Raw genomic sequence first — 21,896 nt, 5'->3', positions numbered from 1 at the left:
TACCAACACTTACATGTGCGTGCGCTGCGCGCGAAATGATGGTATTTCCAATTGGCGATCAACCATAGGCGCCGCCTGTGTACAGCAAGTCGAACAGGCGCGCCATGGTGGCGATCAGCACGCCCGCACCCAGCATCAGGGTAGCGACCAGCACCACGGCCAGAGGCCAGCCCGTGTCCGACAGGCGGCTTGATGCGGCGTTGTAGCGCGCATCCCACTTGTCGTCCGGCATCAGGCCCAGCACCAGCGCTTCCAGGAAGCCGGCCAGGGCGGACAGGGTCAGCGGCAATATCTGGTAAAACCAGTCGGCGTCGGGAAACAGCTGGCGCAGCAGCAAGGAGGCGGGCAGGGCGGCCAGGTGCAGCCAGCCCCAGCGGTCTTTGCTGCCATGCAGGTAGAAGCGGTGCGCGCCCAGCATGCCCAGCAGGAAGGCCAGCAAGGTGGTGAAGGCCTTGTTCTTGTGCGACTGTTGCAAAATGGTGGTGGTGGTCATGGGACTCCAGAGTTGCTCATCGGTAAAGATTGCCAGTATCGGCCATTGTCTCGCACAACGATAGCACTTTCCTGTGGCGTTTATGCAATGATTTGGTGTGATTTCCAGCCATGGCCGGCACGATAGGCGCAGACGCCTATTGCGTCTTGGGCCATGACTGGTCATAATGTTTGATTAGCCCAAATTACACGCCCGTCATCATAACGCTTGCTGCCTGGCGGTAAAGCGCGCTATAATTTGCGGCTTTTTCCGCCTCAGCACACTTTTTGGAAATATTATGGTCGTTATTCGTTTAGCTCGTGGAGGCGCCAAGAAGCGCCCGTTCTTCAACATCGTCGCTACAGATTCGCGCAATCGCCGCGATGGTCGCTTCATTGAGCGTATCGGTTTTTACAACCCGATGGCGCAAGGTGGCGAAGTTCCACTGCGTATCACCGCAGACCGTCTGGCCTACTGGCAAGGCGTTGGCGCACAATTGTCGCCAACCGTTGCTCGCCTGGTTGCCAGCAACAACAAAGCAGCAGCTTAATTAGATCACTGGTTTGACGGTCAAGACTGCATCCGGGGTGAAAGTCCCCGATGACCTGGTACAGGTAGGCTATGTCTCCGGTGCTTATGGCATTGCTGGCGGGGTCAGGATCACTCCTTTCTCCGACGACGCGGATGCATTATTAAGCGTCAAAACCTGGTGGTTTGATAAACCGACCTTGCATGATGTTCAAGTCAGGCAAGCAAAGTTACACGGCGGCGACGTCGTGGCCCAGCTGGTGGGTGTGGTCGGGCGGGATGCCGCAGAAGCGCTGAAAGGCGTTTCTGTGCAAATTCCGCGTAGCCATTTCCCGACGCTGACGGCCGATGAATTTTATTGGTCCGATCTGATCGGACTGACAGTCGAGAATTTGCAAGGCGAGTGCCTCGGCACAGTGCACGACATGATGAGCAATGGTCCGCAGTCGATCTTGCGCGTCACGCCCGTGGCCACTGCCGATGAGACCGTTGAAAAGGCGCCTGAGCGCCTGATCCCGTTTGTTGGCCAGTTTGTCATTAATGTTGACAAGACCGCCAACAAGATCACGGTTGACTGGGGCCTCGATTATTAAACCGCCTGCGCATCAATTTGCGCCGGGCAAACATTGCAGGATGGTGAGCGATGCAATTTGATGTCGTGACCCTGTTCCCGGAAATGTTTGCCGCGCTGACGCAGTCGGGTGTGACCCGGCGCGCCTTCGAGCAGGGGAAGTGTGGCTTGTCGCTGTGGAATCCCCGTGATTTCACCACCGACAATCACCGTACCGTGGATGACCGCCCGTATGGCGGCGGCCCCGGCATGGTGATGATGGCACGTCCCCTCGAAGCGACAATTCATGCCGCGAAGCAACGTCAGACCGATCTCGGCCTGGCGGCGCCCCGCGTGGTGTTCATGTCGCCGCAAGGCCGCGCGCTGACGCACGAGCGCGTCACGCAGCTGAAAGCCGAACCTGGTTTGGTGATCCTGTGTGGCCGCTATGAAGCCGTGGACCAGCGTTTGCTGGACCGTTGCGTTGACGAAGAAATCAGCGTCGGCGACTTTGTCCTGTCGGGCGGTGAATTGCCCGCCATGGCGTTGATGGATGCGGTGATCCGCCTGTTGCCGGGTGTCTTGAACACCGAGGCATCGGCCATCGAGGACAGCTTCGTCAATGGCTTGCTCGATTCGCCGCACTACACGCGGCCGGAAACATATGAAGGCATGGCCGTGCCGCCCGTCTTGATGGGCGGCAATCATGCCGAGATCGTCAAGTGGCGCCGCCAGCGCATGCTGGAAGCGACCGCGACGAAGCGGCCTGACCTGCTGGTCAGTGCACGCGCTGCCGGCTTGCTCAGCAAGGCAGACGAAAAATTCTTGGCCAGCCTGTAAGCCGTCTCCGGACGGCCGGCAGGGTGGCCAGTAGTGCCGGGCATGTTGCCCAAATTGTGTTACCCATCCTCTACCGGGCGGATACTTGCTATCCACAGTGCGCCGGCATGATGGTTTTCGGAGTGTTAAAAATGGACTTGATTCAACAATTAGAGCAGGAAGAAATTGCTCGTCTGGGTAAAACCATTCCTGAATTCGCACCAGGCGATACCGTTATCGTCAGCGTCAACGTAGTCGAAGGTACGCGCAAGCGCGCCCAGGCTTACGAAGGCGTCGTTATCTCCCGTCGTAACCGTGGCCTGAACTCGAACTTCATCGTTCGCAAGATCTCGTCCGGCGAAGGCGTCGAGCGTACGTTCCAACTGTACTCGCCGCTGATCGCTTCGATCGAAGTGAAACGCCGTGGTGATGTTCGCCGCGCCAAGCTGTACTATCTGCGTGAGCGTTCGGGTAAATCGGCGCGTATCAAAGAAAAATTGCCAAATCGCCGCGTTGTGGCGAAAGCAAGCGCGTAATATCAGCGTCTGCGTTGGGAAAAGGGGTGCCTCTCGGCGCCCCTTTTTTATTCTGAATTGCCAATGGGACAAGCTGCATGGCCACCATCGCATTTGATCCGCAACAACTAGCCATCGATTCGATCGCCGGCGAGGCGGCGCTGGACGCCGTGCGCCTGACGCCGGATTGGCTGCGCCAGCGCCTGGCCGAACAGCCTGACTGGCAACCCGAGATTACCCAGGATTTTCTTTCCGCCCGTGCCGTGCCCGTGCGCGCCGCCGTGCTCATTCCCCTCGTGCAACGGCCGCAGGGCTTGACCATCTTGCTGACCATGCGCACGGACCATCTGAGCAGCCACGCGGGCCAGGTCAGCTTTCCCGGCGGGCGCAGCGAAGCCTTCGATGCGTCGCCCATCGCCACGGCCTTGCGTGAAACGCAGGAAGAAGTCGGCCTGGCGCGCGAGCACATCGAAGTGCTAGGCCACCTGCCCGACTACCTGACGGGCACCGGCTACCAGGTCACGCCCGTGGTGGGCCTGGTGACGCCGCCGTTCGAACTGCGCGCCGACCCGTCCGAAGTGGCGGAAATCTTCGAAGTGCCGCTGGCCTTCCTCATGGATGGCATCAACCACCAGCGCCTGTCGGTGGAATTGCCAGGCGGACGGCGCTCGTTCTACGCCATGCCCTACGAGCGCTTCTACATTTGGGGCGCCACCGCCGGCATGCTGCGCAATCTGTTTCACCTCTTGCGCGCGTAAAATGGTGCCGCGCACGTAATAAGTTTGATTCCAGCACGGCACTGCGCTATCGTAGCGGGCATTGCGGTATTGCTGAAAAAGACAAAAAGGACCATTGATGACATTTCTCTCCATACTTTGCGCATTGCTGATCGAGCAGCTCAAACCTTTGCGCGCGGACAATCCGATCTACGCCGAAATCAAGAGCCTGGCAATGCGCATGGAGACCTGGTTCAATGCCGGCCACGCCAGCCATGGCCGCATGGGCTGGTTTCTCATGATCGGCGTGCTGATGGTGCCGACGGCGGGCGTGTACTGGCTCTTGCAGCACTACCAGTTGACCCTGTTGGCTTTTGCCTGGAACGTCCTCATCGTCTACCTGACCCTGGGCTTTCGCCATTACAGTCATTACTTTACCTCCATCCAACTGGCCCTGAGCGCCGGCGACGAAGCGACCGCGCGTACCTTGCTGGCCGATTGGACCAAGCTCGACACGGTGGGCATGGAAGCGAGTGAAATCGCCCGCATCGCCGTGGAAAAAGCCCTGATCACCACGCATCGCAATGTATTTGGCGTCTTCTTCTGGTTCCTGATGCCGCTGGGCCCTGCCTGCGCCGTGATGTACCGCGTGGCCGAGTACCTGTCGCGCGCCTGGAACGAACCCGAGCACATGCGCAATGAAGCGTTCGGCCAGTTCGCCGCGCGCGCCTTTTACTGGATCGACTGGATCCCCGTGCGCCTGACGGCCGTGGCGTTTGCCGTGGTCGGCAATTTCGAGGATGCCATCTACGCCTGGCGCAATTTCGCCCAGCGCTGGCAGGACGAGGCCATCGGCATCATCCTGACGGCCGGTGGCGGCGCCATGGGCGTGCGCCTGGGCACGCCAGCGGAAACGGCCGCCCGTGTGCTGGTGACCCCCGACATGGCCGTCGATGACAGCGACAGCGAAAGCGATATCCTGCCCGGCGAAGAGCCGGGGACGCGCGCCTTGCAGAGCACGGTCGGCCTGGTCTGGCGCGCCTTGCTGCTGTGGATGCTGCTGCTGCTGTTGATGTCGGGCGCCGTTTTCCTCGGCTGACGCGGGCGCACACGCGCCATCCATGCGCCTTGCGCGTGGAACAAGGTTAAAATAGGGGCTGGCGCGTCATGCGTGCCGGCCCCTGTTTGCAGCGTCAGGGCAGATCGAGGTAGAACCCAAGTCTTCTATAAGATATAATACTGGCTTACCGCAGCAAACGTAGTTGAATTACCAGCCCGGCTTACCCGCCGGGGCCATTCACGCAATCCAGTCCCGACAAGCCACATGGCCGAGTTATCTCAAAAAACAGGGGAACTCTCAGACGAGTTCTTCATCCTTGGTCTCACCAGCAATGGCAAGCAATTCCGACCCAGCGATTGGGCCGAGCGCCTTTGTGGAGTGATGTCCTGTTTCAATCCCGAAGGTGGCGGGCGCAATGCGCACCTCCAGTATTCGCCCTACGTGCGCCCGACCGTCGTCAATGGCGTCAAGTCGGTGGTGGTCAATACCAAGCTGCGCGAGATCGAGCCGATGGCGTTTCACTTCGTGCGCGAATTCGCCAAGGATAACGACCTGCAGATCGTCGAAGCCTGCTTCCTGCCGCCCCCCGAAGAAAAGTAAGACCCGTTTCATTTGATCTGGCGCAAAGCCCGCCACGGCGGGACGGCGTAGCGTGGACACTCTGCCTCAAACGGAGTGGCGACATGCGTATCGGCGACATCTGCACCCTGCACACCATCCATTGCCAGCGTGACACCAGCGTGCAGGACGCGGCGCTGCTGATGCGCCAGCATCATGTGGGCGACCTGATCGTGGCCGAACAGCCGAACGGCGAGCGCGTCCCCATCGGCATCCTCACCGACCGCGACATCGTCATTTCCGTCATCGCCCTGGGCCTCGACCCCGCCAGCCTGCTGGTGGGCGACATCATGATTGCGCAACTGCTCACGGCCAGCGAAGACGAAGACGTCTACGACATCATCGAACGCATGCGCGTCAACGGCATCCGCCGCTTGCCCGTGGTCAATAGTCTGGGCGCGCTCTCCGGCATCGTCAGCATCGACGACCTGCTGGCCTTCCTGGCCCAGGAGATGGCCGAGCTGGCACGCATCAGCAGCGGCCAGCTGGTGCACGAAAAGCGCACGCGCAAATAAGCCCGCATCGCGCAATTCCGGTCAAGTCACGGCTTGCTGAAAATGCTACAGTCGCTGCTCGTCCAACGGGAAGCGTTCATGCACTATCTGGCCAAGGCACTCTGGTATATCGAATCGCATTACGCGGAGAATATCTCGCTCGGTGATATCGCCCACGTGGGCGGCGCCTCGCCGTGCCACATGACGCGCGCGTTTGGCCTGGCCACGGGCCACTCCGTGATGCGTTATGTGCGGGCGCGCCGGCTCAGCGAGGCCGCCCTCGTGCTGGCGCAGGGCGCGCAAGACATACTCAGTGTTGCGCTGCAGGCTGGCTACAGTTCCCACGAAGCATTTACACGGGCTTTCCGCGAACAGTTCCAGATCACGCCGGAAAGAGTGCGGGCCCAGCGCCATGTGGCCAACCTCGCGCTGGTCAGTGCCATCAAAATGGATGTGGCGCCTGGCGTGCCCCTGGAAGCGCCCCGTTTCGAGCCGGGGCCCGCCTTGCTGCTGGCGGGCCTGGTCGAACGTTATCGCCCGGAAACGTCTGCCGGCATTCCCGCCCTGTGGCAGCGCTTCCTGCCCCATGTGGCGCCCGGCCAGCTCGTGTATGGCGTGTGCTGCAACAATGGTGAGGCGGGCAATTTCGATTACCTGTGCGCCATGCCGGTGAGCGACTTTTCCCAGGCCCCCGACGGCTGGACGCGGCTGCGCATCGCGCCGCGGCGCTATGCCGTATTTCACCACCGCGGGCATATTTCCACCATCCGCGCCACCTGGCACACGCTGTGGAACGAGTGGCTGCCACAGTCCGGGCTGGAAGTGGCCGACGCGCCCGATTTTGAACGCTACGACCAGCATTTCGATCCCGGCAGCGGTAGCGGCGGCGTGGAAATCTGGCTCCCCTTGAAAGCATGAGCATGCTCGATATCTTGTCTGTCCCGGCTGCCGGCAGTAGCACGCTGCGCCAGCGCCTGTTGCAAATCGTCGCCGCGCTGGCGGCGGGCCTGCCCCTGTACTGGGTGCTGGGGCCGCAGCCGCTGGGCTGGCTGGCCTGGTGGGCGCCGCTGCCCGTGCTGTGGCTGGCCCTGCGCTCGTCGCGCCGCGATGCGGCCTGGATGACGTTCCTGGCCGCCATGCTGGGCCTGTCATCCAACCTTGCCTATTTTCGCCTGCTGATGCCCTTGCCGGCCGTGCTGGCCGTGATCCTCGTCAAGGCACTGTTGTGGCTGCTGGTAGTGCTGGCGACGCGGCGCCTCGTGCTGCGCTACCGCTCCGGCTGGACGGTGCTGGCGTATCCCGTGCTGTGGGTCGCCATCGATACCTTGATGGCGGCCTTGCTGCCGGATGGTAACTGGGGCAGCCTCGCGTATTCGCAAGCGGACAATGTTGCCATATTGCAGTTGGCTGCCTTGGCGGGCGTGCCCGGCTTGCTGTTTTTGCTGTGCCTGCTGCCCTCGGCGCTGGCCCTGCTGCTGGCCGGTGGGCGCGCGTATGCGCCAGCGGCGGGCGCCACCGCACTGCTGCTGGTGGTGGCTTGGGCGGGTGGCGCCTGGCGCGTGCAGGGCGCGCCTGAATCAGGCGGGCCGCTGGCAGGGCTGGTGGCCATCGATGACTTTATCGGCCCGGCCACGCCGCCGGCGCGCGCGCAAGTCATCTGGGGCCAGTACGTGCGCCACGTTGAAGAGCTGGCCGGGCAGGGCGCCAGGCTGGTGTTGTTGCCGGAAAAGATCGCCGTGCTGACACCGGCGCAGGCGGACGCCGTGCGGCTGCGTTTCCAGGCACTGGCGCGCGGCACGGGCGTGTGGATCACCGTGGGCATCGGCGTGCACGACGCTGCCGGCCGGCGCAACCTGGCCTGGCTGTTTTCTCCCGATGGCGCCGCGCCCGTCAGCTATCAAAAGCATCATCTGGCGCCGCCCGAGCGCGATTTTCTTGCTGGCAGCGCGTATGCCGTGCAGCCGGTGGCGGGCCAGGCCATGGGCCTGGCCATCTGCAAGGACATGCATTTCGCTCCCCTGGGACAAGCGTATGGCGCGGCCGGGGCGCAGGCGATGCTGGTGCCGGCCTGGGATTTCCAGTTTGACGCCTGGATGGGCGCGCGCATGACCGTGGTGCGCGGCGTGGAAAACGGCTACACGGTGCTGCGCGCGGCGCGTGAGGGCGTGCTGACGGTCAGCGATGCGTATGGACGGGTACTGGCGGAGCGCGCCAGCAGCAGCATGCCGGGCAGCACCTTGCTGGCGCCGCTGCCGGCGCATCCGTCCGTCTCCACCTGGGCGGGATGGCTGGGGCCGCTGTTCGGCTGGCTGTGCGTGGCGCTGGGCGTGATTTTGCTGTGCCTGGGCCGCCGCGCGGTGCCCGCTGCCTGACGCATAACGGCACGTTTTGCTGCAATGCGCAAAACCGCGTTATGCGCCCTTCTTTTATATTCTCCGCATGAGGCCACATAATCGCCGCCGATGATTGCACCATGGCCGTGCATATACAGGCGCCTTACCGGCATATATATTGCACTGCAATAAGTGGTGTTATCGGGTATTGAGAAATTCGCGCGGCTGGTATTAATTGGTACTTAATTCGGCCACGAAGTCATACATATCGCCGCGGAAGTAGGAGCGGCAAAATTCCACGGCGCGGCCATCGCGCAAAAAGCCCAGTCTTTCCACCGACAAGCCCGCGTCGCCTTCCTGCGCCTGCAGCAGGCTGGCCTGTTCCCCCGTCAACAACAAGGCGCTGAGGCGCTGCAAGGCGCGCACGGGCCGGTTGCCCGCCTGTTCCAGCGCGTCATACATCGATACGTCGACGGCGTCGAGCGCCGGCAGGCAGCTGGCGGCGATGGTCGCGTACTCCAGGCACATCGGTATCTCGTCCGCATAGCGGATGCGGTGGAAGCGGTACACGGGCGCGCCCGGCGACAGCCGCAGGCGCAAGGCCTCTTCCGGCGTGACGGTGCCCTCTGCGCGCTTGAGCCACACGCTGCGCGGCGTGCGCCCGCGCGCCCGCATGTCCTCGGAAAACGAGGTCAGCTTGGCGAAATTCTTCTCGATGCGCGTATTGATGAAATTGCCCGAGCCGGGGCGCCGCACCAGCAAGCCCTCGTTGACGAGGCCGTCGATGGCCTTGCGCACGGTGATGCGCGAGACGGACAGGTCGCTGGCCAGCTGGCGCTCGGCCGGCAGGGCTTCCTCGGGGCCAAGGATGCGCTTGTCGATCGCTTCGCGCAGCGCGCGCTGCAGTTGCTGGTACAGGGGCAGGCTACTCGTCTGCCCCAGGCCTTGCATGATGTGAGCCAGGGTTGTCATACGCTGAGGGTCTCCGTTACGGCGCGTTGCAGACGCGCTCTGTATCTGTTTTGTGTCGCTGGATAATACCAAAAAAGGCCGTTATAAAACCAATTTGAATTATCAGGGCAACAATTTATGCCTGGCTTCCCCCGCATTCAAGCCGCACATACGGGCTACGGATTGATTTGGATAAAGTGGTCTGTGTGATTCAAACAACGTTATAAAAAAAAAGTCGCAACTGGTAGTGTTCTGGTATTGGATAGTAGTATATTGGCGTTGAATTGGTTTTGTAAGTGGTTGTACCGAAGGGTCTGCAGCATGCCGGCGAGAGTGGGCGGGCTGGAAAGAAGATCTACGTTAAAAATGAAAAGGGTCCAATCCTGGAGCCTAAATCAAGGGGGAGTACATGAAACGCAATTTGACAGCTAGCTCTGCAGCACGCAATTTGACGCCTATCGCCGCTGCTGTGGCTATGTTGGTGGCAGGCGCGAGTTTCTCGGCGCAGGCACAGGAAGTCGTGGCCGCCAAGCCGGCAGCAACGGCTGAGGTTGATGAAGGCCAGACCGTCGTCGTGACGGGTATCCGCGCATCGCTGCAACAATCCTTGAACCAAAAACGCAATTCCGACAGCCTGGTCGAAGTGATCACGGCTGAAGACGTGGGCAAGATGCCTGACAAAAACATCGCCGATTCGCTGCAACGCGTGCCAGGCGTCAGCGTCGCCGCTGCTGGCGGCAACGAAGGCAGCTTTGGCGAAAATGACCGCGTGGCACTGCGCGGCACGCCGTTCGGCCTGACCCTGACCACCTTCAATGGCCACTCGGTCAGCAGCGGCGACTGGTTTGCCGACAACATCATCGGCGGCGGCCGCAGCGTCAGCTTCTCGTTGTTCCCATCCGAACTGATCGGCCGTGTCACCGTGCACAAAGGTTCGCAAGCGAACCTGCTGGAAGGCGGCGCACAAGGCGTGATCGATATCGAATCGCGCAAACCGCTGGACTTCAAGAAACAAATTACGGGCCAGGTCAGCCTGGGCGCCGTGTACTCGTCCAACTCGGGCAAGAAAGATCCGCAAGTGAGCGGCATGCTGAACTGGAAGAACGATGCCAACACCATGGGTGTGATGCTGCAGGGCTTCTATCAGAAGCGCAAACTGAGCCGTGTCGGCCAGGAAAATGGCGTCTGGTATGACGGCGTTGCTGCGGATTCGGCAGTCGCTGGCGCCTTGCCAGGTTCGGCCGGTGGCCGCGTCAACTACATGGGCGGCACCGCCTGGTTCGAACAGGAACGCACCCGCAAGGGCGGCCTGATCGACGTGCAGATCAAGCCGAGCAGCGCGCTGACCCTGGACTTCACCCTGTTCCATTCCGAACTCGACGCGCCGAACATCAACCATAACTTCATCCAGACCGTGGGCCTGGAAACGGGCAGCAAGGGGGGCTATCCTGTCGGCAACGTCAGCGGCACGTACAAGGGCGGTATCGTCACTGGCCTGCATACCACCGTGCCAGCCAATTGCGGCGTCGTCTGCGCCGGCTATTCCAGTGCTGTGCAGGAAGAATTCAGCCGTCCTGTGGCGGAAAGCAAGTCCGACTTCTTCAATATCGATGCCAAGTACCGCGTCAACGACCGCCTGACCCTCTCGGGCAAGGTCGGCACGACCAAGGGCGTGGGCAACACGGAAAGCGGCGCGCTGGGTGTTTGGATGCCTTGGACGGGCGGCGGCTACACCCAGAGCGGTGCCAGCCATGGCGTGATCTACGATACGCCGGGCGCGGACAAGTTCTCGATCGGCGGGCGTCAGGCAACGCCTTACACCTACGGCTCGCACGTGACGGCGAACGACAAGGAAACGTATGGCCAGATCGACGGTATCCTGAAGCTGGACCTGCCAGCGATCTCGTCGGTGGAATTCGGCGCCCGCGTCGCGGAACACAAGCGTGACCTGACCGCCATCGGCATCGTTGCCAAGCCATCGCTGGGCGTCACCGCCAACCTGCCGATGAACGGCCTGACCTCGTTCCCGAGCAACTTCAAGGATCTGGGCGTGAACGGCGCCGGTTACTGGACGTTCTCGCAAGCGAGCGTCAATCAGTGGCTCAAGGATAACGCCACGTACCAGGGCAACCTGCGCCAGTCCGAGTTCAACATCAAGGAACCGACCCAGTCGGTGTACGCGATGGCGAACTTCGGCACGGAAGGCCTGTCGGGTAACTTTGGCGTGCGCTACGTGCATACCAAGGAAGATGTCAACCGCTACGAGCTGAACCCGGCTGCCCAGTATGTCATCAAGAACTACACCAACACGTATAATGATTTCCTGCCTAGCGCCAACTTCCGCCTGGATGTGACGAAGGATATCATCGGCCGTTTCGGCATCAGCCGCACCATGGCTCGTCCTGAACTGGGCATGATGGCCGGCCTGGATCTGCGCGACAACCAGCTCGACGGCAACGCCGGCAATCCTAACCTGCGTCCTATCCGCTCGAACAACGCCGACATCGGCGTGGAATGGTACTTCGCGCCAAAATCGATGGTTTCGGCTGGCATCTTCTACTCGTCGCTCGATGGTTATGTGACCTACGGCAAAGGTGTGACGACGTTCTACAACCAGTTGCAGAACAAGTTCACCCAGTATGAAGTTGGCACGCCAACCAATACCACGGCGGAAGTCAAGGGCCTGGAACTGTCGTATGTACAAGCATTGCCAGCAGGCTTCGGTGTGAACGCCAACTACACCTATACCGATGGCAAGGAAACGGGCAACGTCAAGGGTTCGCCATGCGGTGATTTCGGCGAATGCACCATGATCGGCACCTCGAAAAACGCCTATAACATTGGCGCGTTCTTTGAGAACGACAAGTTCAGCGCGCGCCTGACGTACAGCTACCGTTCGCAATTCCTGAACGGCACCTCGCGTCGCAGCGCCGCCTACCAGGCTGGCATCGGCGGCCTGTCCGCATCGATCGCCTACCAGTTGACGGAAAACCTGGCCATCACCCTGGACGGCAAGGATCTGAACAATCCACTGTCGCGTTCGATCATCAAGACCCCTGGTTCGGATGACATGCCAGGCGCGTTCTACAAGAACGGCCGTCAGATCTACCTGGCATTGCAAGGCAAGATGTAAGACGTTGTATGTAGTGGATGCCGCCCGGCGGACACCCGGGATGGCATGACAATGGCGGAGCGCAGCTGGCTCCGCCATTTTTTTATTGCAAGTTGGTTTTCTTGATATGGTGGGATAGCTCCGATGACATTACATGCAATGCTGGTTTGCTGCGCCTGCGCGCTGCCGCTGGCCGCCTCCGCCGCGCCTGCCGCGCCGGCCTTCGCGCCGGAAGTGGTGGCTTATTATCCCGGCTGGAAATCGGCCGATTTTCCCGTGAGCGAGCACAATATTCGCGCTGGCAATGTCAGCCTGATCCAGTACGCGTTCGCCGACATCTGCTGGGATGGCGAACATGGCAACCCCGCACCCGAGGGCGGCGGCGTGAGCGCCTGCCTCGATGCGCAGGGCCAGCCGTCCCGGCCGGCCAATGGCAGCATCGTGCTGCCGGCGCCGCAAGCCGATGCCGACAACTTGCGCAAGCTCAATGCGCTCAAGCAAAGCAATCCACGGCTGCGCGTGCTGCTGTCGGTGGGCGGCTGGATCTGGTCGAACCGCTTTTCGGACGTGGCCGCCACGCCGGCCGCGCGCCAGGCGTTCATCGCTTCCGCGCTGGAACTGGTGCGCCGGCATGGCCTCGATGGCGTCGATATCGACTGGGAGCATCCGGCCACGGGGGGCATTCCCTGCATCGAAGGCAAGGTTTGCCACCGCAGCGGCGACAAGGAAAACTATGTGCGCCTGGTTAGCGAACTGCGCAGCGCCTTCGAGCAGGCCGGCAAGCAGGCGGCCGGCCGCCATTACCTGATCACCATCGCCGCCGGCGCGCATGCCAGCCTGAGCGATGACGGCGATGCCGCGCCGGGCTGGATCGTCCGCCTGGCGGCGCAGCTGGACTGGATCAACCTGATGACGTATGACTACCGCGGCGTGTGGGATGCCGAGAATGGCCAGCTGGCACCCCTGTATGCCGATCCGGCCGACCCGCAGCGCGACAAGCAGCTGCATGCGGACGCCACCGTGACGCGCTTCCTGCGCGCCGGCGTGCCTGCCGCCAAGCTGGTGCTGGGCGTGCCCTTCTATGGCTATGGCTGGCAGCAGTGCGCCGCCGGTCCCCGCGGCGATGGCCTGTACCAGCCTTGCCAGGGCGCGGCCAGCGGCAATGACGCCACGCCGACCTTCACTTACCGGCATCTGATCGAGCAGGGCTACCTGGTCGATGGCAAGGGCGCGCGCGGCTTCCGGCGCCATTGGAATGCCGCGTCGCAAGTGCCGTATCTGTACAACCGCGACAGCGGCGTCTTCATCAGCTATGAAGATGCGCAGTCGGTGGCCCATAAAGTGCGCTATATCCGCGACAAGGGTTTGCGTGGTGGCATGTTCTGGGAATTGAGCGGCGATGCGCAGCAGGTGCTGGGCACGGCCCTGGCGCCGGTCCTGCAGGGGGCGCAGCCATGAACCAGCGCTACCTCGCCCTCGACGTCCTGCGCGGCCTGACCGTGGCCCTGATGATCGTCGTCAATACACCGGGTGACTGGGGCAAGGTGTATGCGCCGTTCCTGCATGCCGAATGGCATGGTTTTACGGTGACGGATCTGGTCTTTCCCAGCTTTTTGTTTGTCGTTGGCAATGCGCTGGCCTTTGCGCTGGGCAAATATGAGCACCTGGGCCATGGCGCCGTGCTGGCCAGGCTGTGCAGGCGCAGCGCGCTGATCTTTTTACTGGGCTTCCTGCTGTACTGGTTTCCCTTCTTCAAGATTGACGACGCGGGCCAGTTCGCCTGGTCGCCGCTGTCGCACACGCGCATCCCCGGCGTGCTGCAGCGCATCGCCGTGTGCTACCTGGCCGCCGCCCTGATCCTGCATTACTGGAAGACGCGCGGCGCGCTGGTCTTTTGCGCCTGCGCCTTGCTCGGTTACTGGGCCATCCTGGCATGCTTTGGCGACTACAGCTTGCACGGCAATGCGCCAGCCAGGCTGGATCTGTTCCTGCTGGGCGACAGCCACCTGTATCACGGCGAAGGCCTCGCCTTCGATCCGGAAGGCGTGCTCGGCACCTTGCCGGCCATCGTCAATGTGATTGCCGGCTACCTGGCAGGCAGTTTCTTGCGCCAGGCCGCGCCGGCGCAGCTGCGCTCCAGCCTGGTTCAGCTGGCCGTGGCCGGCCTCATCTGCGTGGCCGTGGCCCTGTGCTGGAATGAAGTATTTCCGATCAACAAGAAGCTGTGGACCAGCTCTTACGTGATGCTGGGCATCGGCCTGGACTTGCTGCTGCTGGCGCTGCTGATGTTCATCATCGACGTGCGCAGGATCACGGGCTGGACGTATTTCTTTGAGGTTTTCGGCAAGAACACCCTGTTCATTTACCTGGTGTCGGAAGTGCTGGTGATCATCGCGTTTACCGTGCGCATCGGCAGCGGCAACCTGTACCAGTGGCTGTACCAGCAGTGGTTTACGGGCTGGGCGCCGGCGCGCGTGGGCTCGCTGCTGTTTGCCGTCAGCTTCATGCTGCTGTGCTGGCTGATCGCCTACGCCATGGACAAGCGCAAGATCTATATCAAGGTCTAAAACTTCAGCTTCATGCCGCAACGCGTGGCCAGCGCGGTGAAGAGCAGCATCAGGGCGGTGACGGCGGCGGCATTCCACAGGCCGGCCGCCCCGCCCGTCGCCAGATACGGCCACCAGAAGCGCGGCAGGTGCAGCACGGCCGCCAGTTGCTGCCACAGGTCGGGCACGATGTAGGCGAACAGGGCATTGGTACCGGCGGGCAACAGCACCACCGTCCAGGCGCGCCAGCGCCACACATCGATGACGATGTAAAACACGAGGAACAGGGCCAGGATGATGGCGCTGCAGACCAGCGTGTACGATTCCGTCGCGGCGATCTTGTTGATGTGGTGATACGGCCGCAGCAGCAGGCCGGCCGCCAGCAGGCCCAGCGCGAACCACGCCATGAAACGGATGCGCTGCCGATGGCTCAGGGCGGCGCCGCGCAGGAAGAGCTGGCCCACCAGGGTGCCGGCCAGCACGTTGGCCGCCGTCGAACCGAGCACTTGCGGCACGTTGACGATGGCGTTGACGCCAGCCGGCAGGAAATCGAGGCTGCCCGCCGTGCCACCCATGTACAGCACGAGCAGCAGGGCAAACATGCCCATCAGCGCCGTGCCGCTGCCCCGGCACGCCAGGTACAGCAGGCTGCACAGCAGATAAGACCAGCCTATCATGCCGAGGATGCCCCACCATGACGGTTGCAGCCAGGTGCTGGAAAACTCGCTATTTAATTCGCCGCGGAACGTCGCCAGCAGGAACAGCATCAGCGCGCCGCCGGCGGCCAGTTCCAGCTTGCCCGCGCCCTGGCGCCACAGCAGCATCATGGCGATATAAAACAGAAGCAAGTATATGGCCTGCGGCAGCAGCGCCGCCTGTGCATCGTAGCGGTAGGCATTCGCCAGCACCACGCCGGCCAGCATCAGGCTGGCGGAGCGCCACAGCAAACGCCCCAGCAAGGCTGGCGTGACGCGGCCGCAATGGCGCTGCAAGGCCAGCGGAATGGCCATGCCGACCATGAACAGAAAGCCGGGAAAGACCAGGTCGGGCACGGTGATGCCGTCGGCGCGGGGACCCGCATGTTCGAGCCAGAAGGCAATGCCTGGCATGCCGGCCAGGTAGTTAACCCAGATCATGGTGACGATCACGCAGCCGCGAAAGGCGTCCAGGCTGGTCAATCGTTCAGGTGCGGGGGCGGTGGCTGGCGGCATGGAAGGAGGAAAAGGTCGAAAAAAAAAGCAGCCCCGGCCTGAGCCGGGAACTGCCTTGCGCATGCTGCGGGGCGCCGGAATTACTGCGCCGCTGCTGCCGGTGCCGCCGCTGCCGTGGCAGGACGGTTCAGCCACAGGATCCAGTAGCGGGCCAGATCGCCCACGCCGTCGCCGCCCTTGACCGTTTCCAGGACCTTGATGGCGTCGTCTTTCTTGCCGGCCATGGCGTAGGAATAGCCGAGGCGCAGTTTTGCGTCTTCTGGACGCTTCAAGCCGCCCTTGGCGATGCCCTTCTGGATCAGGTCGATACCTTTGTCGAACTGGTCCATCGTCACGAAGGCGTAACCGAGGTTGATCAAGCCCGTGCCATCCTTGCTCTTCATGGCCGAGGCTTCGCCGCTGGCGATGTTTTTCGCATCGTCGGCGGCGGCCTTGTTGGCCTGGTCGCGCAGTTTCTTGTGCTTGGCGGCATTCGCGCCCGTGCCCAGCACGCCTTTGGCAAAGCCCGCGTCGAGCACTTTTTTCGCTTCCGTCGGGAAGGCGTTCTGCAAGGCGATTTCCGCCATGTCGCTGTAATCTTGCGGCGGCATGGTGCCCACGGCCTTGAATTGCAGGCGCAGCACGTCGAGCGCGAAGCGGTCCGAATAGCCGGCCTTGCCTTGCGTGCGGCTCAGCAAATCGCTCCAGTAGTCATCCGACGGGTAGTAGCGCACCAGGTTTTCCATGGCGACCAGATAGGTGGCCGGATCCTTGCTCTTCGAGCCCGTATTGGCCAGCAATTGCAGTTCTTCCATGGTCGGCGTCTTGCCCGCTTGCTGCTTGGCCGTCAGGTCGGCCATCAGTTCCTGTTTCGCGCGCGCGAAATCATTGCTGAAGTAATAGGCGCGGATGATGTAGGGACGCACGCTGGCCACGTCGCCCGTTTCCGTCTGGTAACGGGTGAACCACTTGATGGCGTTCGGGTAATCCTTGGCGTTGTAGTGGTAGTTCGCCAGCGCCTGGATGAAGTCGCCCTGGGCTTTCTTGTCCAGCTTGCCCGATTCGATCACCGCTTCCAGTGCCGTCATGGCCATGGCCGCATTGTTGGTGGTGGAGGCCAGCGCCACGCGCAGGCGGTTCAGCACGAACAATTCGTAGGGCGTCAGGGCGGGAATGGCGGCTGCCTGGTCGATCCGGCTTTGCACGTCGGCGTAGTTTTTTGCCTCCATCGAGGCTTTGACGGCGGCCGGATCGAGCAGTTTGAATACTTCAGGACGTACCGTGTCTGCGGGCACGGCGGCGGGTGCACCGGCGGCAGCGGCTGGCTTGGCATCCTGCGCGTGCGACAGGGTAGGCAGGACATTGAGGCCGATGGCGGCCAGGATCAGGCTGAGACGGGCAAGACGGAATTGGGACATGGGTTATCCTTCAATCAATAACAAAAATACGCACCTGCAGTGGCAGCGGCAACATCGTGCAGCGGCATCGCAAAGGGGCAGGGAAGCTCGAAAAAACACATTTCCGCCAGTCTGACTGCATAAGACAAACAGAAGCGGCATGATACAGAGCGGCTATTGTCACATAAACGGCTGAGCGGGTGCGGCAAACGTGCGCGCCAGTGCTTGCCCTGCGGCATCGAACAGCAGGCAGCGCTGCGGCGGCAAATGCAGGCGCATGGCGTCGCCCGCCCGGCGCACGCCATCCTCGGCCGGCAGCTTGACGGCAAGCATCTCCGTCGCGCCCGGCATGCCGGCGTAAACGATGGCCACGTCGCCCAGGTATTCGACATGGCTGACACGGGCATCGATCACGTTGTCGTTCGCCGTCTCCCCGTGCTGCAGGCTGACATGCTCGGCGCGCACGCCCAGGGTCAGCTGGTCGCCCGGCGCTACGCCATCGCCCTGCGCTTCGACGGCGATCACGGCGCCGCCGGGCAGGCGCACGGCCACCGTGCCGGGCCCGCAGGCGACAGCCTCGCAAGCGATGAAGTTCATCTTCGGCGCGCCCAGGAAGCCGGCCACGAAAAGGTTGCCGGGATGGTTGTACAGCGCGTGCGGACTGCCTACCTGCTCGATGCGCCCGCCGTTGAAGACGACGATGCGCTCGCCCAGGGTCATCGCCTCGACCTGGTCGTGCGTGACGTAGATCATGGTGGTTTTGAGTTCCTGGTGCAGGCGCGAAATCTCCACGCGCATCTGCACGCGCAGCGAGGCGTCGAGGTTCGACAGCGGCTCGTCGAACAGGAAGACCTTGGGTTTGCGCACGATGGCGCGGCCGATGGCCACGCGCTGGCGCTGGCCGCCCGACAGGTCCTTCGGTTTGCGTTTGAGCAAAGGCGTGATCTGCAGGATCTCGGCCGCGCGTTCGACGGCGGCGCGCACCTCCGCCTTCTTGTGTCCGGCCAGGCTGAGGGCGAAGGCCATGTTTTCGTACACCGTCATGTGCGGGTACAGGGCATAGCTCTGGAAGACCATGGCCAGGCCCCGCTCGGCCGGCGCGATATCGTTGGCCAGCTTGCCGCCGATATGCAGCTCGCCGTCCGTGATGTCTTCCAGCCCGGCGATCATGCGCAGCAGGGTCGATTTGCCGCAACCGGAAGGCCCCACGAAGACGACGAATTCGCCGTCGCCGATAGCGAGGTCGATGCCGTGGATGACGGGATGCTTGTCGTCGTACAGCTTGACGATATTCTTTAAGACGATATGTGCCATGGGGTGGTTCTATCCTAGCTGGCGCTGGCGGGCGCCTGGGGGGAATCGGCCTTGCTCAGGTCGGGCGTACCGGTATCGGCCTTGGCGCCGATGCGCATGAAGCGCGACAGGATCAGCACGGGCAGGGCCGACACCAGCACCCACAGGAAAAAGGTCTTGTAGCCGAGCGCCGTCTGGATGTCGCCGCTGATCATCTTGAACAGCACGAAGCCGAGCTGCATCACGCCGGTGGCGAACGCATAGTGGGCCGTCTGGTACTTGCCGACGGAGACCACCTGCATCATGAACAGGATCAGGCCGACGAAGCCGAAGCCGTAGCCGAACATTTCCACGCTGAGTGCGGCCGTGATCAAGGTCAGGTCGGTGGGCATGCTGTGACTCAGGTAATAGAACACCAGATTCGGCAAATTCATGGCCAGGATCAGGAACAGCATGGCGCGTTTCAGGCCCAGCCAGGAGGTGAAATAGCCGCCGCCTACGCTGCCCAGCAAAAAGGCGACGGTGCCGGCCGTGCCGTACACGGCGCCCACTTCCGTCGTCGACAGGCCCAGGCCGCCCAGCTCGCGCGCTTCGCGCAGGAACAGCGGGCCGATGGTCTGCACTTGCGCCTCGCCGGCGCGGAACAGGATGATGAAGGCGATCATGCCCCAGATGCCGGGCTTTTTCAGGAAGTCCACCAGCACGTCCCACAGGGTGCGGCTGATGCCGGCCACGCTCTTGTCGGCCACGGCCACGTTGCGCACCTGCGGCAGCGCCCACAGGTGGTACGCGGCCAGCGACAGCATCATGGCGCCGATGATCAGGAAAATCACGGACCAGGCAGGCTTGACGCCGATATTTTTTTCCAGGTAGCCGGCCAGGATCACCAGGCCGCCCAACGAGATGAACTTGCCCGCGTTGAAGAAGGCGCCTTGCCAGCCCGCGTAGGCCGCCTGCTGCTTGTCGGACAGGCTGGCGATGTACAGGCCGTCGCAGACGATATCGTGCGTCGACGACGCCAGCGCGGCGACGAACAGCACGGCGATGCAGGCGGCAAACCACAGCGGCGTTTGCAGGGCCAGCGCGATCAGGCCCAGGCTCAGGCCACCGGCGAACTGGAACAGCACCACCATGGTCTTCTTGCTTGACGCCAGCTCCAGGAAGGGGCTCCACAGCGACTTGAAGACCCAGGCAAAGCCGATCAGGCCCGTCCAGCGGGCGATCTGGTCGTTCGGCACGCCCATGCTCTTGAACATCAGGCCGGCCACCAGGGCCACCGCGTAAAACGGCAGGCCCTGGGCGAAGTACAAGGTGGGCACCCACGAAATCGGGCTGCGGACGCCGCCCTTGCTACGGTTGCTGCTGCTGGTCTTGTCGTTCATGGATGCTTCCTCGGGTCGTCTTGATAGTCGGGTATTGCGTTCGGTGCAAAGGCGCGGTTATTGGCAGCGCCGCCTGGCCTCGGCCATGATGATGCGGTCGGCCGCCTCCTGCGCGTACACGCCGCTGGTGGCCGGGTAGCGTGCGGCCATGGCCGCCAGGCGCTGCAGCCGCGCGCCCACGGCCTGCAGCGGCAGGGCGCCAGAGGCCAGCGCGGCGCTGACGTCGTCCAGCGCGGCCGGCAACTGCGCGGCATCGGCCAGCAGGGCCATGTCGGCGCCGGCGGCCAGGGCGCGCGCGCCGACATGCCCGCCCTGCGCGTCGATGCCGGGCGTGAGCAGCACGCCGCCATAGGTCCACTGCTGGCGCAGCAAGCCATGCATCACCGCGTGCGACAGGCTGGCGGGCTGGCGCGCGTCGAGCGCTGGATAGACCACGTGCGCGCTCAGCATCGAGGCCGTCTGCGTGGCGGCCTGGCGAAACGGCACGAAATCGTGTTCTTCCAGCTGCGAGCGGGTCTTGTCGACGCTGGGCAGCTGGCCACCGGCACCGTGCTGCGGCAGGTACAGCCTGGCGCAGCACGCCACGCCCTCGGCCTGGCAGCCCGCCGTCCAGGCTTGCGCCATGGCGGCCGCTTGTGCCGGATCGCCGCCAAACGCCTGCGCCGCGCCAGGTGCCTGTGCGGCGCCGGTGTCGAGATGGATCAGGGGCGCCAGCAGCCAGTTGATGCCCAGCGCGCGCAAGCCGCGCGCCGTCGCCGCGCCCGTGCCGTTGGCCAGCTCCGCGTCGCCAAGGGCGCACAGGTCCATGGCGCCCGGCGGCTGCGGCAGCCAGGCGGGGTAAGCCGGGGGCATGCCGGCCGGGTCGATGGCGATCAGCGCTTGCGGGCCCAGGGCACGGCGCAAGTCCGCGTTCAGGCGCGTCAGCTGCGCCGCGTCGCGCAGATTGGCCGCGCGCAGGCATACGGCGCGCACGCCGCTGGCCTGCAGCCATTGCGCCGTGGCCGCATCGAGTTCGGTGCCGGGGATGCCCGTCATCAGCAGCTGCCCGGCAAGCCGGCGCAGGTCGGTGGCGATGGCGGCGCTCATTTGACGGCGCCGTCCATGCCGCGCATGAAGAAGCGCTGGGTAAACAGGAAGGCCAGCAGGGTCGGCACGATGGTGATCAGGGTGCCGGCGGCGATCACGCGCGTGCTGCTGCCAAACGTGCCGCGCAAATACAGCACGCCGACCGACAGCGGGAATTCATCGGGTTTGCTCATGACGATGGACGGCCAGATGTATTCATTCCACGATTCGACGGCCGTCAGGATGCCGACGGTGGCCAGCCATGGCGTGATCAGGGGCAGCATGATGCGGCTGAAGATGACCCACTCGGAGGCGCCATCGACACGCGCGGCGTCGATCAGGTCTTGCGGCACTTCCTCGAACGCCTGCTTGAGCAGCAAAATGGCCACGGCCGTCACCACGTTGGGCAGGATCACGCCCGTGTAGGTGTCGACCAGGCTCATTTGCGTGATGGTGATGAAGTTGACGAGGAAGTTCACCTCCGACGGCAGCACCAGCGTGGCCAGGATCAGGCCGAACACGAGTTTGCGGCCACGGAATTTCAGGCGCGCCAGCGGATACGCGGCCAAAGAGCACAGCAGCAGTTTCCAGAACACGGTGAACACGGCGATCAGCACGGAGTTCTTGAAGAACGACCAGATCGGGATCGCATCGAACACTGCGATGAAGTTCTCAAAAGACGGCGCCTTCGGCCAGAAGGTGGGCGGGAAGGCGAAGATATTGCCCTCCGTGGAAATGGCCGTCACCAGGGTCCACCAGAACGGGAAGACGCAGACGACGGCGATCGCGCACAGCACGGCATAGTGGCCGAGTATTTGCAGTCGGGTTTTCAGGGGGCGGGAACGGCTTGTCATG

Annotated in this window: 21 protein-coding genes; 13 read left to right on the top strand and 8 right to left on the bottom strand. The window is 62.9% G+C overall.

Annotated features, from left to right (window positions below; genetic code table 11):
* Window positions 1-58: 58 nt before the first annotated feature.
* A complete protein-coding gene (locus ACP7DW_RS07995; protein WP_426054621.1) occupies window positions 59-493 on the bottom strand; it encodes an NINE protein in 435 nt (144 codons plus the stop codon).
* A 277-nt stretch (window positions 494-770) separates the two neighbouring features.
* Here ACP7DW_RS07995 and rpsP point away from each other — a divergent pair, with 277 nt between their 5' ends.
* The 10 genes from rpsP to ACP7DW_RS07945 all read left to right on the top strand — a co-directional run bounded on the left by rpsP (window position 771) and on the right by ACP7DW_RS07945 (window position 8,144).
* Window positions 771-1,022: a 30S ribosomal protein S16 gene (gene rpsP / locus ACP7DW_RS07990; protein ID WP_010395524.1), complete on the top strand. Its 252-nt coding sequence runs from the start codon at window positions 771-773 to the stop codon at window positions 1,020-1,022.
* A 13-nt stretch (window positions 1,023-1,035) separates the two neighbouring features.
* Entirely contained in the window at window positions 1,036-1,593 is a 558-nt protein-coding gene (rimM, locus tag ACP7DW_RS07985) for a ribosome maturation factor RimM (RefSeq protein WP_257572951.1), read from the top strand.
* A gap of 50 nt (window positions 1,594-1,643) precedes the next feature.
* Window positions 1,644-2,390: a tRNA (guanosine(37)-N1)-methyltransferase TrmD gene (trmD, locus tag ACP7DW_RS07980; protein WP_426054622.1), complete on the top strand. Its 747-nt coding sequence runs from the start codon at window positions 1,644-1,646 to the stop codon at window positions 2,388-2,390.
* 131 nt (window positions 2,391-2,521) lie between these two features.
* Window positions 2,522-2,905, top strand: coding sequence for a 50S ribosomal protein L19 (rplS, locus tag ACP7DW_RS07975; RefSeq protein ID WP_010395528.1), 384 nt, complete (start codon window positions 2,522-2,524; stop codon window positions 2,903-2,905).
* A gap of 77 nt (window positions 2,906-2,982) precedes the next feature.
* Window positions 2,983-3,642 (top strand): CoA pyrophosphatase, encoded by a 660-nt coding sequence (locus ACP7DW_RS07970; RefSeq protein ID WP_426054623.1) that lies wholly within the window; start codon window positions 2,983-2,985, stop codon window positions 3,640-3,642.
* Window positions 3,643-3,739: 97 nt separating this feature from the next.
* Window positions 3,740-4,699 (top strand): CobD/CbiB family protein, encoded by a 960-nt coding sequence (locus ACP7DW_RS07965; RefSeq protein WP_426054624.1) that lies wholly within the window; start codon window positions 3,740-3,742, stop codon window positions 4,697-4,699.
* 225 nt (window positions 4,700-4,924) lie between these two features.
* Window positions 4,925-5,260 carry a DUF3579 domain-containing protein gene (locus tag ACP7DW_RS07960; protein ID WP_029496213.1) on the top strand — a complete coding sequence of 112 codons (336 nt, stop codon included), beginning with the start codon at window positions 4,925-4,927 and terminating at the stop codon, window positions 5,258-5,260.
* Window positions 5,261-5,343: 83 nt separating this feature from the next.
* Complete coding sequence (locus ACP7DW_RS07955) at window positions 5,344-5,793, top strand: CBS domain-containing protein (RefSeq protein WP_426054625.1); 450 nt, start codon at window positions 5,344-5,346, stop codon at window positions 5,791-5,793.
* Window positions 5,794-5,871: 78 nt separating this feature from the next.
* The gene (locus tag ACP7DW_RS07950) at window positions 5,872-6,690 is read left to right on the top strand and encodes an AraC family transcriptional regulator (RefSeq protein ID WP_426054626.1); all 819 of its coding nucleotides are present in this window, start codon (window positions 5,872-5,874) and stop codon (window positions 6,688-6,690) included.
* Window positions 6,687-8,144, top strand: a complete 1,458-nt coding sequence (locus ACP7DW_RS07945; RefSeq protein WP_426085199.1) for a nitrilase-related carbon-nitrogen hydrolase — start codon at window positions 6,687-6,689, stop codon at window positions 8,142-8,144. The genes ACP7DW_RS07950 and ACP7DW_RS07945 overlap by 4 nt, the downstream gene beginning before the upstream one ends.
* Window positions 8,145-8,336: 192 nt before the next feature.
* Here ACP7DW_RS07945 and ACP7DW_RS07940 read toward each other — a convergent pair whose 3' ends face one another.
* Window positions 8,337-9,077, bottom strand: coding sequence for a GntR family transcriptional regulator (locus ACP7DW_RS07940; protein WP_426054628.1), 741 nt, complete (start codon window positions 9,075-9,077; stop codon window positions 8,337-8,339).
* Window positions 9,078-9,537: 460 nt separating this feature from the next.
* Here ACP7DW_RS07940 and ACP7DW_RS07935 point away from each other — a divergent pair, with 460 nt between their 5' ends.
* From ACP7DW_RS07935 to ACP7DW_RS07925, 3 genes are all read left to right on the top strand, one after another.
* Window positions 9,538-12,189, top strand: a complete 2,652-nt coding sequence (locus tag ACP7DW_RS07935) for a TonB-dependent receptor (RefSeq protein ID WP_426085146.1) — start codon at window positions 9,538-9,540, stop codon at window positions 12,187-12,189.
* A 123-nt stretch (window positions 12,190-12,312) separates the two neighbouring features.
* A complete protein-coding gene (locus ACP7DW_RS07930) occupies window positions 12,313-13,626 on the top strand; it encodes a glycoside hydrolase family 18 protein (RefSeq protein ID WP_426054630.1) in 1,314 nt (437 codons plus the stop codon).
* Window positions 13,623-14,735 carry an acyltransferase family protein gene (locus ACP7DW_RS07925; RefSeq protein ID WP_426054631.1) on the top strand — a complete coding sequence of 371 codons (1,113 nt, stop codon included), beginning with the start codon at window positions 13,623-13,625 and terminating at the stop codon, window positions 14,733-14,735. The genes ACP7DW_RS07930 and ACP7DW_RS07925 overlap by 4 nt, the downstream gene beginning before the upstream one ends.
* Here ACP7DW_RS07925 and ACP7DW_RS07920 read toward each other — a convergent pair.
* From ACP7DW_RS07920 to ACP7DW_RS07895, 6 genes are all read right to left on the bottom strand, one after another.
* Window positions 14,732-15,925 (bottom strand): DUF5009 domain-containing protein, encoded by a 1,194-nt coding sequence (locus tag ACP7DW_RS07920; protein WP_426054632.1) that lies wholly within the window; start codon window positions 15,923-15,925, stop codon window positions 14,732-14,734. The two genes, ACP7DW_RS07925 and ACP7DW_RS07920, sit on opposite strands and share 4 nt — an antisense overlap.
* Before the next feature lie 80 nt (window positions 15,926-16,005).
* Window positions 16,006-17,322: a hypothetical protein gene (locus ACP7DW_RS07915; RefSeq protein WP_426054633.1), complete on the bottom strand. Its 1,317-nt coding sequence runs from the start codon at window positions 17,320-17,322 to the stop codon at window positions 16,006-16,008.
* Between the two features lie 159 nt (window positions 17,323-17,481).
* Window positions 17,482-18,615: an ABC transporter ATP-binding protein gene (locus tag ACP7DW_RS07910; protein ID WP_426054634.1), complete on the bottom strand. Its 1,134-nt coding sequence runs from the start codon at window positions 18,613-18,615 to the stop codon at window positions 17,482-17,484.
* A 14-nt stretch (window positions 18,616-18,629) separates the two neighbouring features.
* Window positions 18,630-19,976 (bottom strand): MFS transporter, encoded by a 1,347-nt coding sequence (locus ACP7DW_RS07905; RefSeq protein WP_298410797.1) that lies wholly within the window; start codon window positions 19,974-19,976, stop codon window positions 18,630-18,632.
* A gap of 57 nt (window positions 19,977-20,033) precedes the next feature.
* Window positions 20,034-21,062, bottom strand: a complete 1,029-nt coding sequence (locus tag ACP7DW_RS07900; protein ID WP_426054635.1) for a glycoside hydrolase family 3 N-terminal domain-containing protein — start codon at window positions 21,060-21,062, stop codon at window positions 20,034-20,036.
* The gene (locus tag ACP7DW_RS07895) at window positions 21,059-21,895 is read right to left on the bottom strand and encodes a carbohydrate ABC transporter permease (protein ID WP_426054636.1); all 837 of its coding nucleotides are present in this window, start codon (window positions 21,893-21,895) and stop codon (window positions 21,059-21,061) included. Before ACP7DW_RS07895 ends, ACP7DW_RS07900 begins: the two co-directional genes overlap by 4 nt.
* Window position 21,896: the final 1 nt, after the last annotated feature.

The organism is Janthinobacterium sp. PSRC1-1 (genome assembly GCF_049897525.1).
Classification (GTDB): domain Bacteria; phylum Pseudomonadota; class Gammaproteobacteria; order Burkholderiales; family Burkholderiaceae_D; genus Janthinobacterium; species Janthinobacterium tructae.
The sequence above is the reverse complement of the archived record's forward strand: the minus strand, read 5'-3'. Positions and strand labels throughout refer to the sequence as shown.

Coding starts and splice junctions, on each gene's coding strand:
- rplS (WP_010395528.1), top strand. CDS start 2,522: ATGGACTTGATTCAACAATTAGAGCAGGAAGAAATTGCTCGTCTGGGT.
- ACP7DW_RS07915 (WP_426054633.1), bottom strand. CDS start 17,322: ATGTCCCAATTCCGTCTTGCCCGTCTCAGCCTGATCCTGGCCGCCATC.
- ACP7DW_RS07965 (WP_426054624.1), top strand. CDS start 3,740: ATGACATTTCTCTCCATACTTTGCGCATTGCTGATCGAGCAGCTCAAA.
- ACP7DW_RS07920 (WP_426054632.1), bottom strand. CDS start 15,925: ATGCCGCCAGCCACCGCCCCCGCACCTGAACGATTGACCAGCCTGGAC.
- ACP7DW_RS07970 (WP_426054623.1), top strand. CDS start 2,983: ATGGCCACCATCGCATTTGATCCGCAACAACTAGCCATCGATTCGATC.
- ACP7DW_RS07910 (WP_426054634.1), bottom strand. CDS start 18,615: ATGGCACATATCGTCTTAAAGAATATCGTCAAGCTGTACGACGACAAG.
- ACP7DW_RS07955 (WP_426054625.1), top strand. CDS start 5,344: ATGCGTATCGGCGACATCTGCACCCTGCACACCATCCATTGCCAGCGT.
- ACP7DW_RS07925 (WP_426054631.1), top strand. CDS start 13,623: ATGAACCAGCGCTACCTCGCCCTCGACGTCCTGCGCGGCCTGACCGTG.
- ACP7DW_RS07960 (WP_029496213.1), top strand. CDS start 4,925: ATGGCCGAGTTATCTCAAAAAACAGGGGAACTCTCAGACGAGTTCTTC.
- ACP7DW_RS07945 (WP_426085199.1), top strand. CDS start 6,687: ATGAGCATGCTCGATATCTTGTCTGTCCCGGCTGCCGGCAGTAGCACG.
- ACP7DW_RS07950 (WP_426054626.1), top strand. CDS start 5,872: ATGCACTATCTGGCCAAGGCACTCTGGTATATCGAATCGCATTACGCG.
- ACP7DW_RS07905 (WP_298410797.1), bottom strand. CDS start 19,976: ATGAACGACAAGACCAGCAGCAGCAACCGTAGCAAGGGCGGCGTCCGC.
- ACP7DW_RS07940 (WP_426054628.1), bottom strand. CDS start 9,077: ATGACAACCCTGGCTCACATCATGCAAGGCCTGGGGCAGACGAGTAGC.
- ACP7DW_RS07995 (WP_426054621.1), bottom strand. CDS start 493: ATGACCACCACCACCATTTTGCAACAGTCGCACAAGAACAAGGCCTTC.
- ACP7DW_RS07900 (WP_426054635.1), bottom strand. CDS start 21,062: ATGAGCGCCGCCATCGCCACCGACCTGCGCCGGCTTGCCGGGCAGCTG.
- ACP7DW_RS07930 (WP_426054630.1), top strand. CDS start 12,313: ATGACATTACATGCAATGCTGGTTTGCTGCGCCTGCGCGCTGCCGCTG.
- rpsP (WP_010395524.1), top strand. CDS start 771: ATGGTCGTTATTCGTTTAGCTCGTGGAGGCGCCAAGAAGCGCCCGTTC.
- ACP7DW_RS07895 (WP_426054636.1), bottom strand. CDS start 21,895: ATGACAAGCCGTTCCCGCCCCCTGAAAACCCGACTGCAAATACTCGGC.
- trmD (WP_426054622.1), top strand. CDS start 1,644: ATGCAATTTGATGTCGTGACCCTGTTCCCGGAAATGTTTGCCGCGCTG.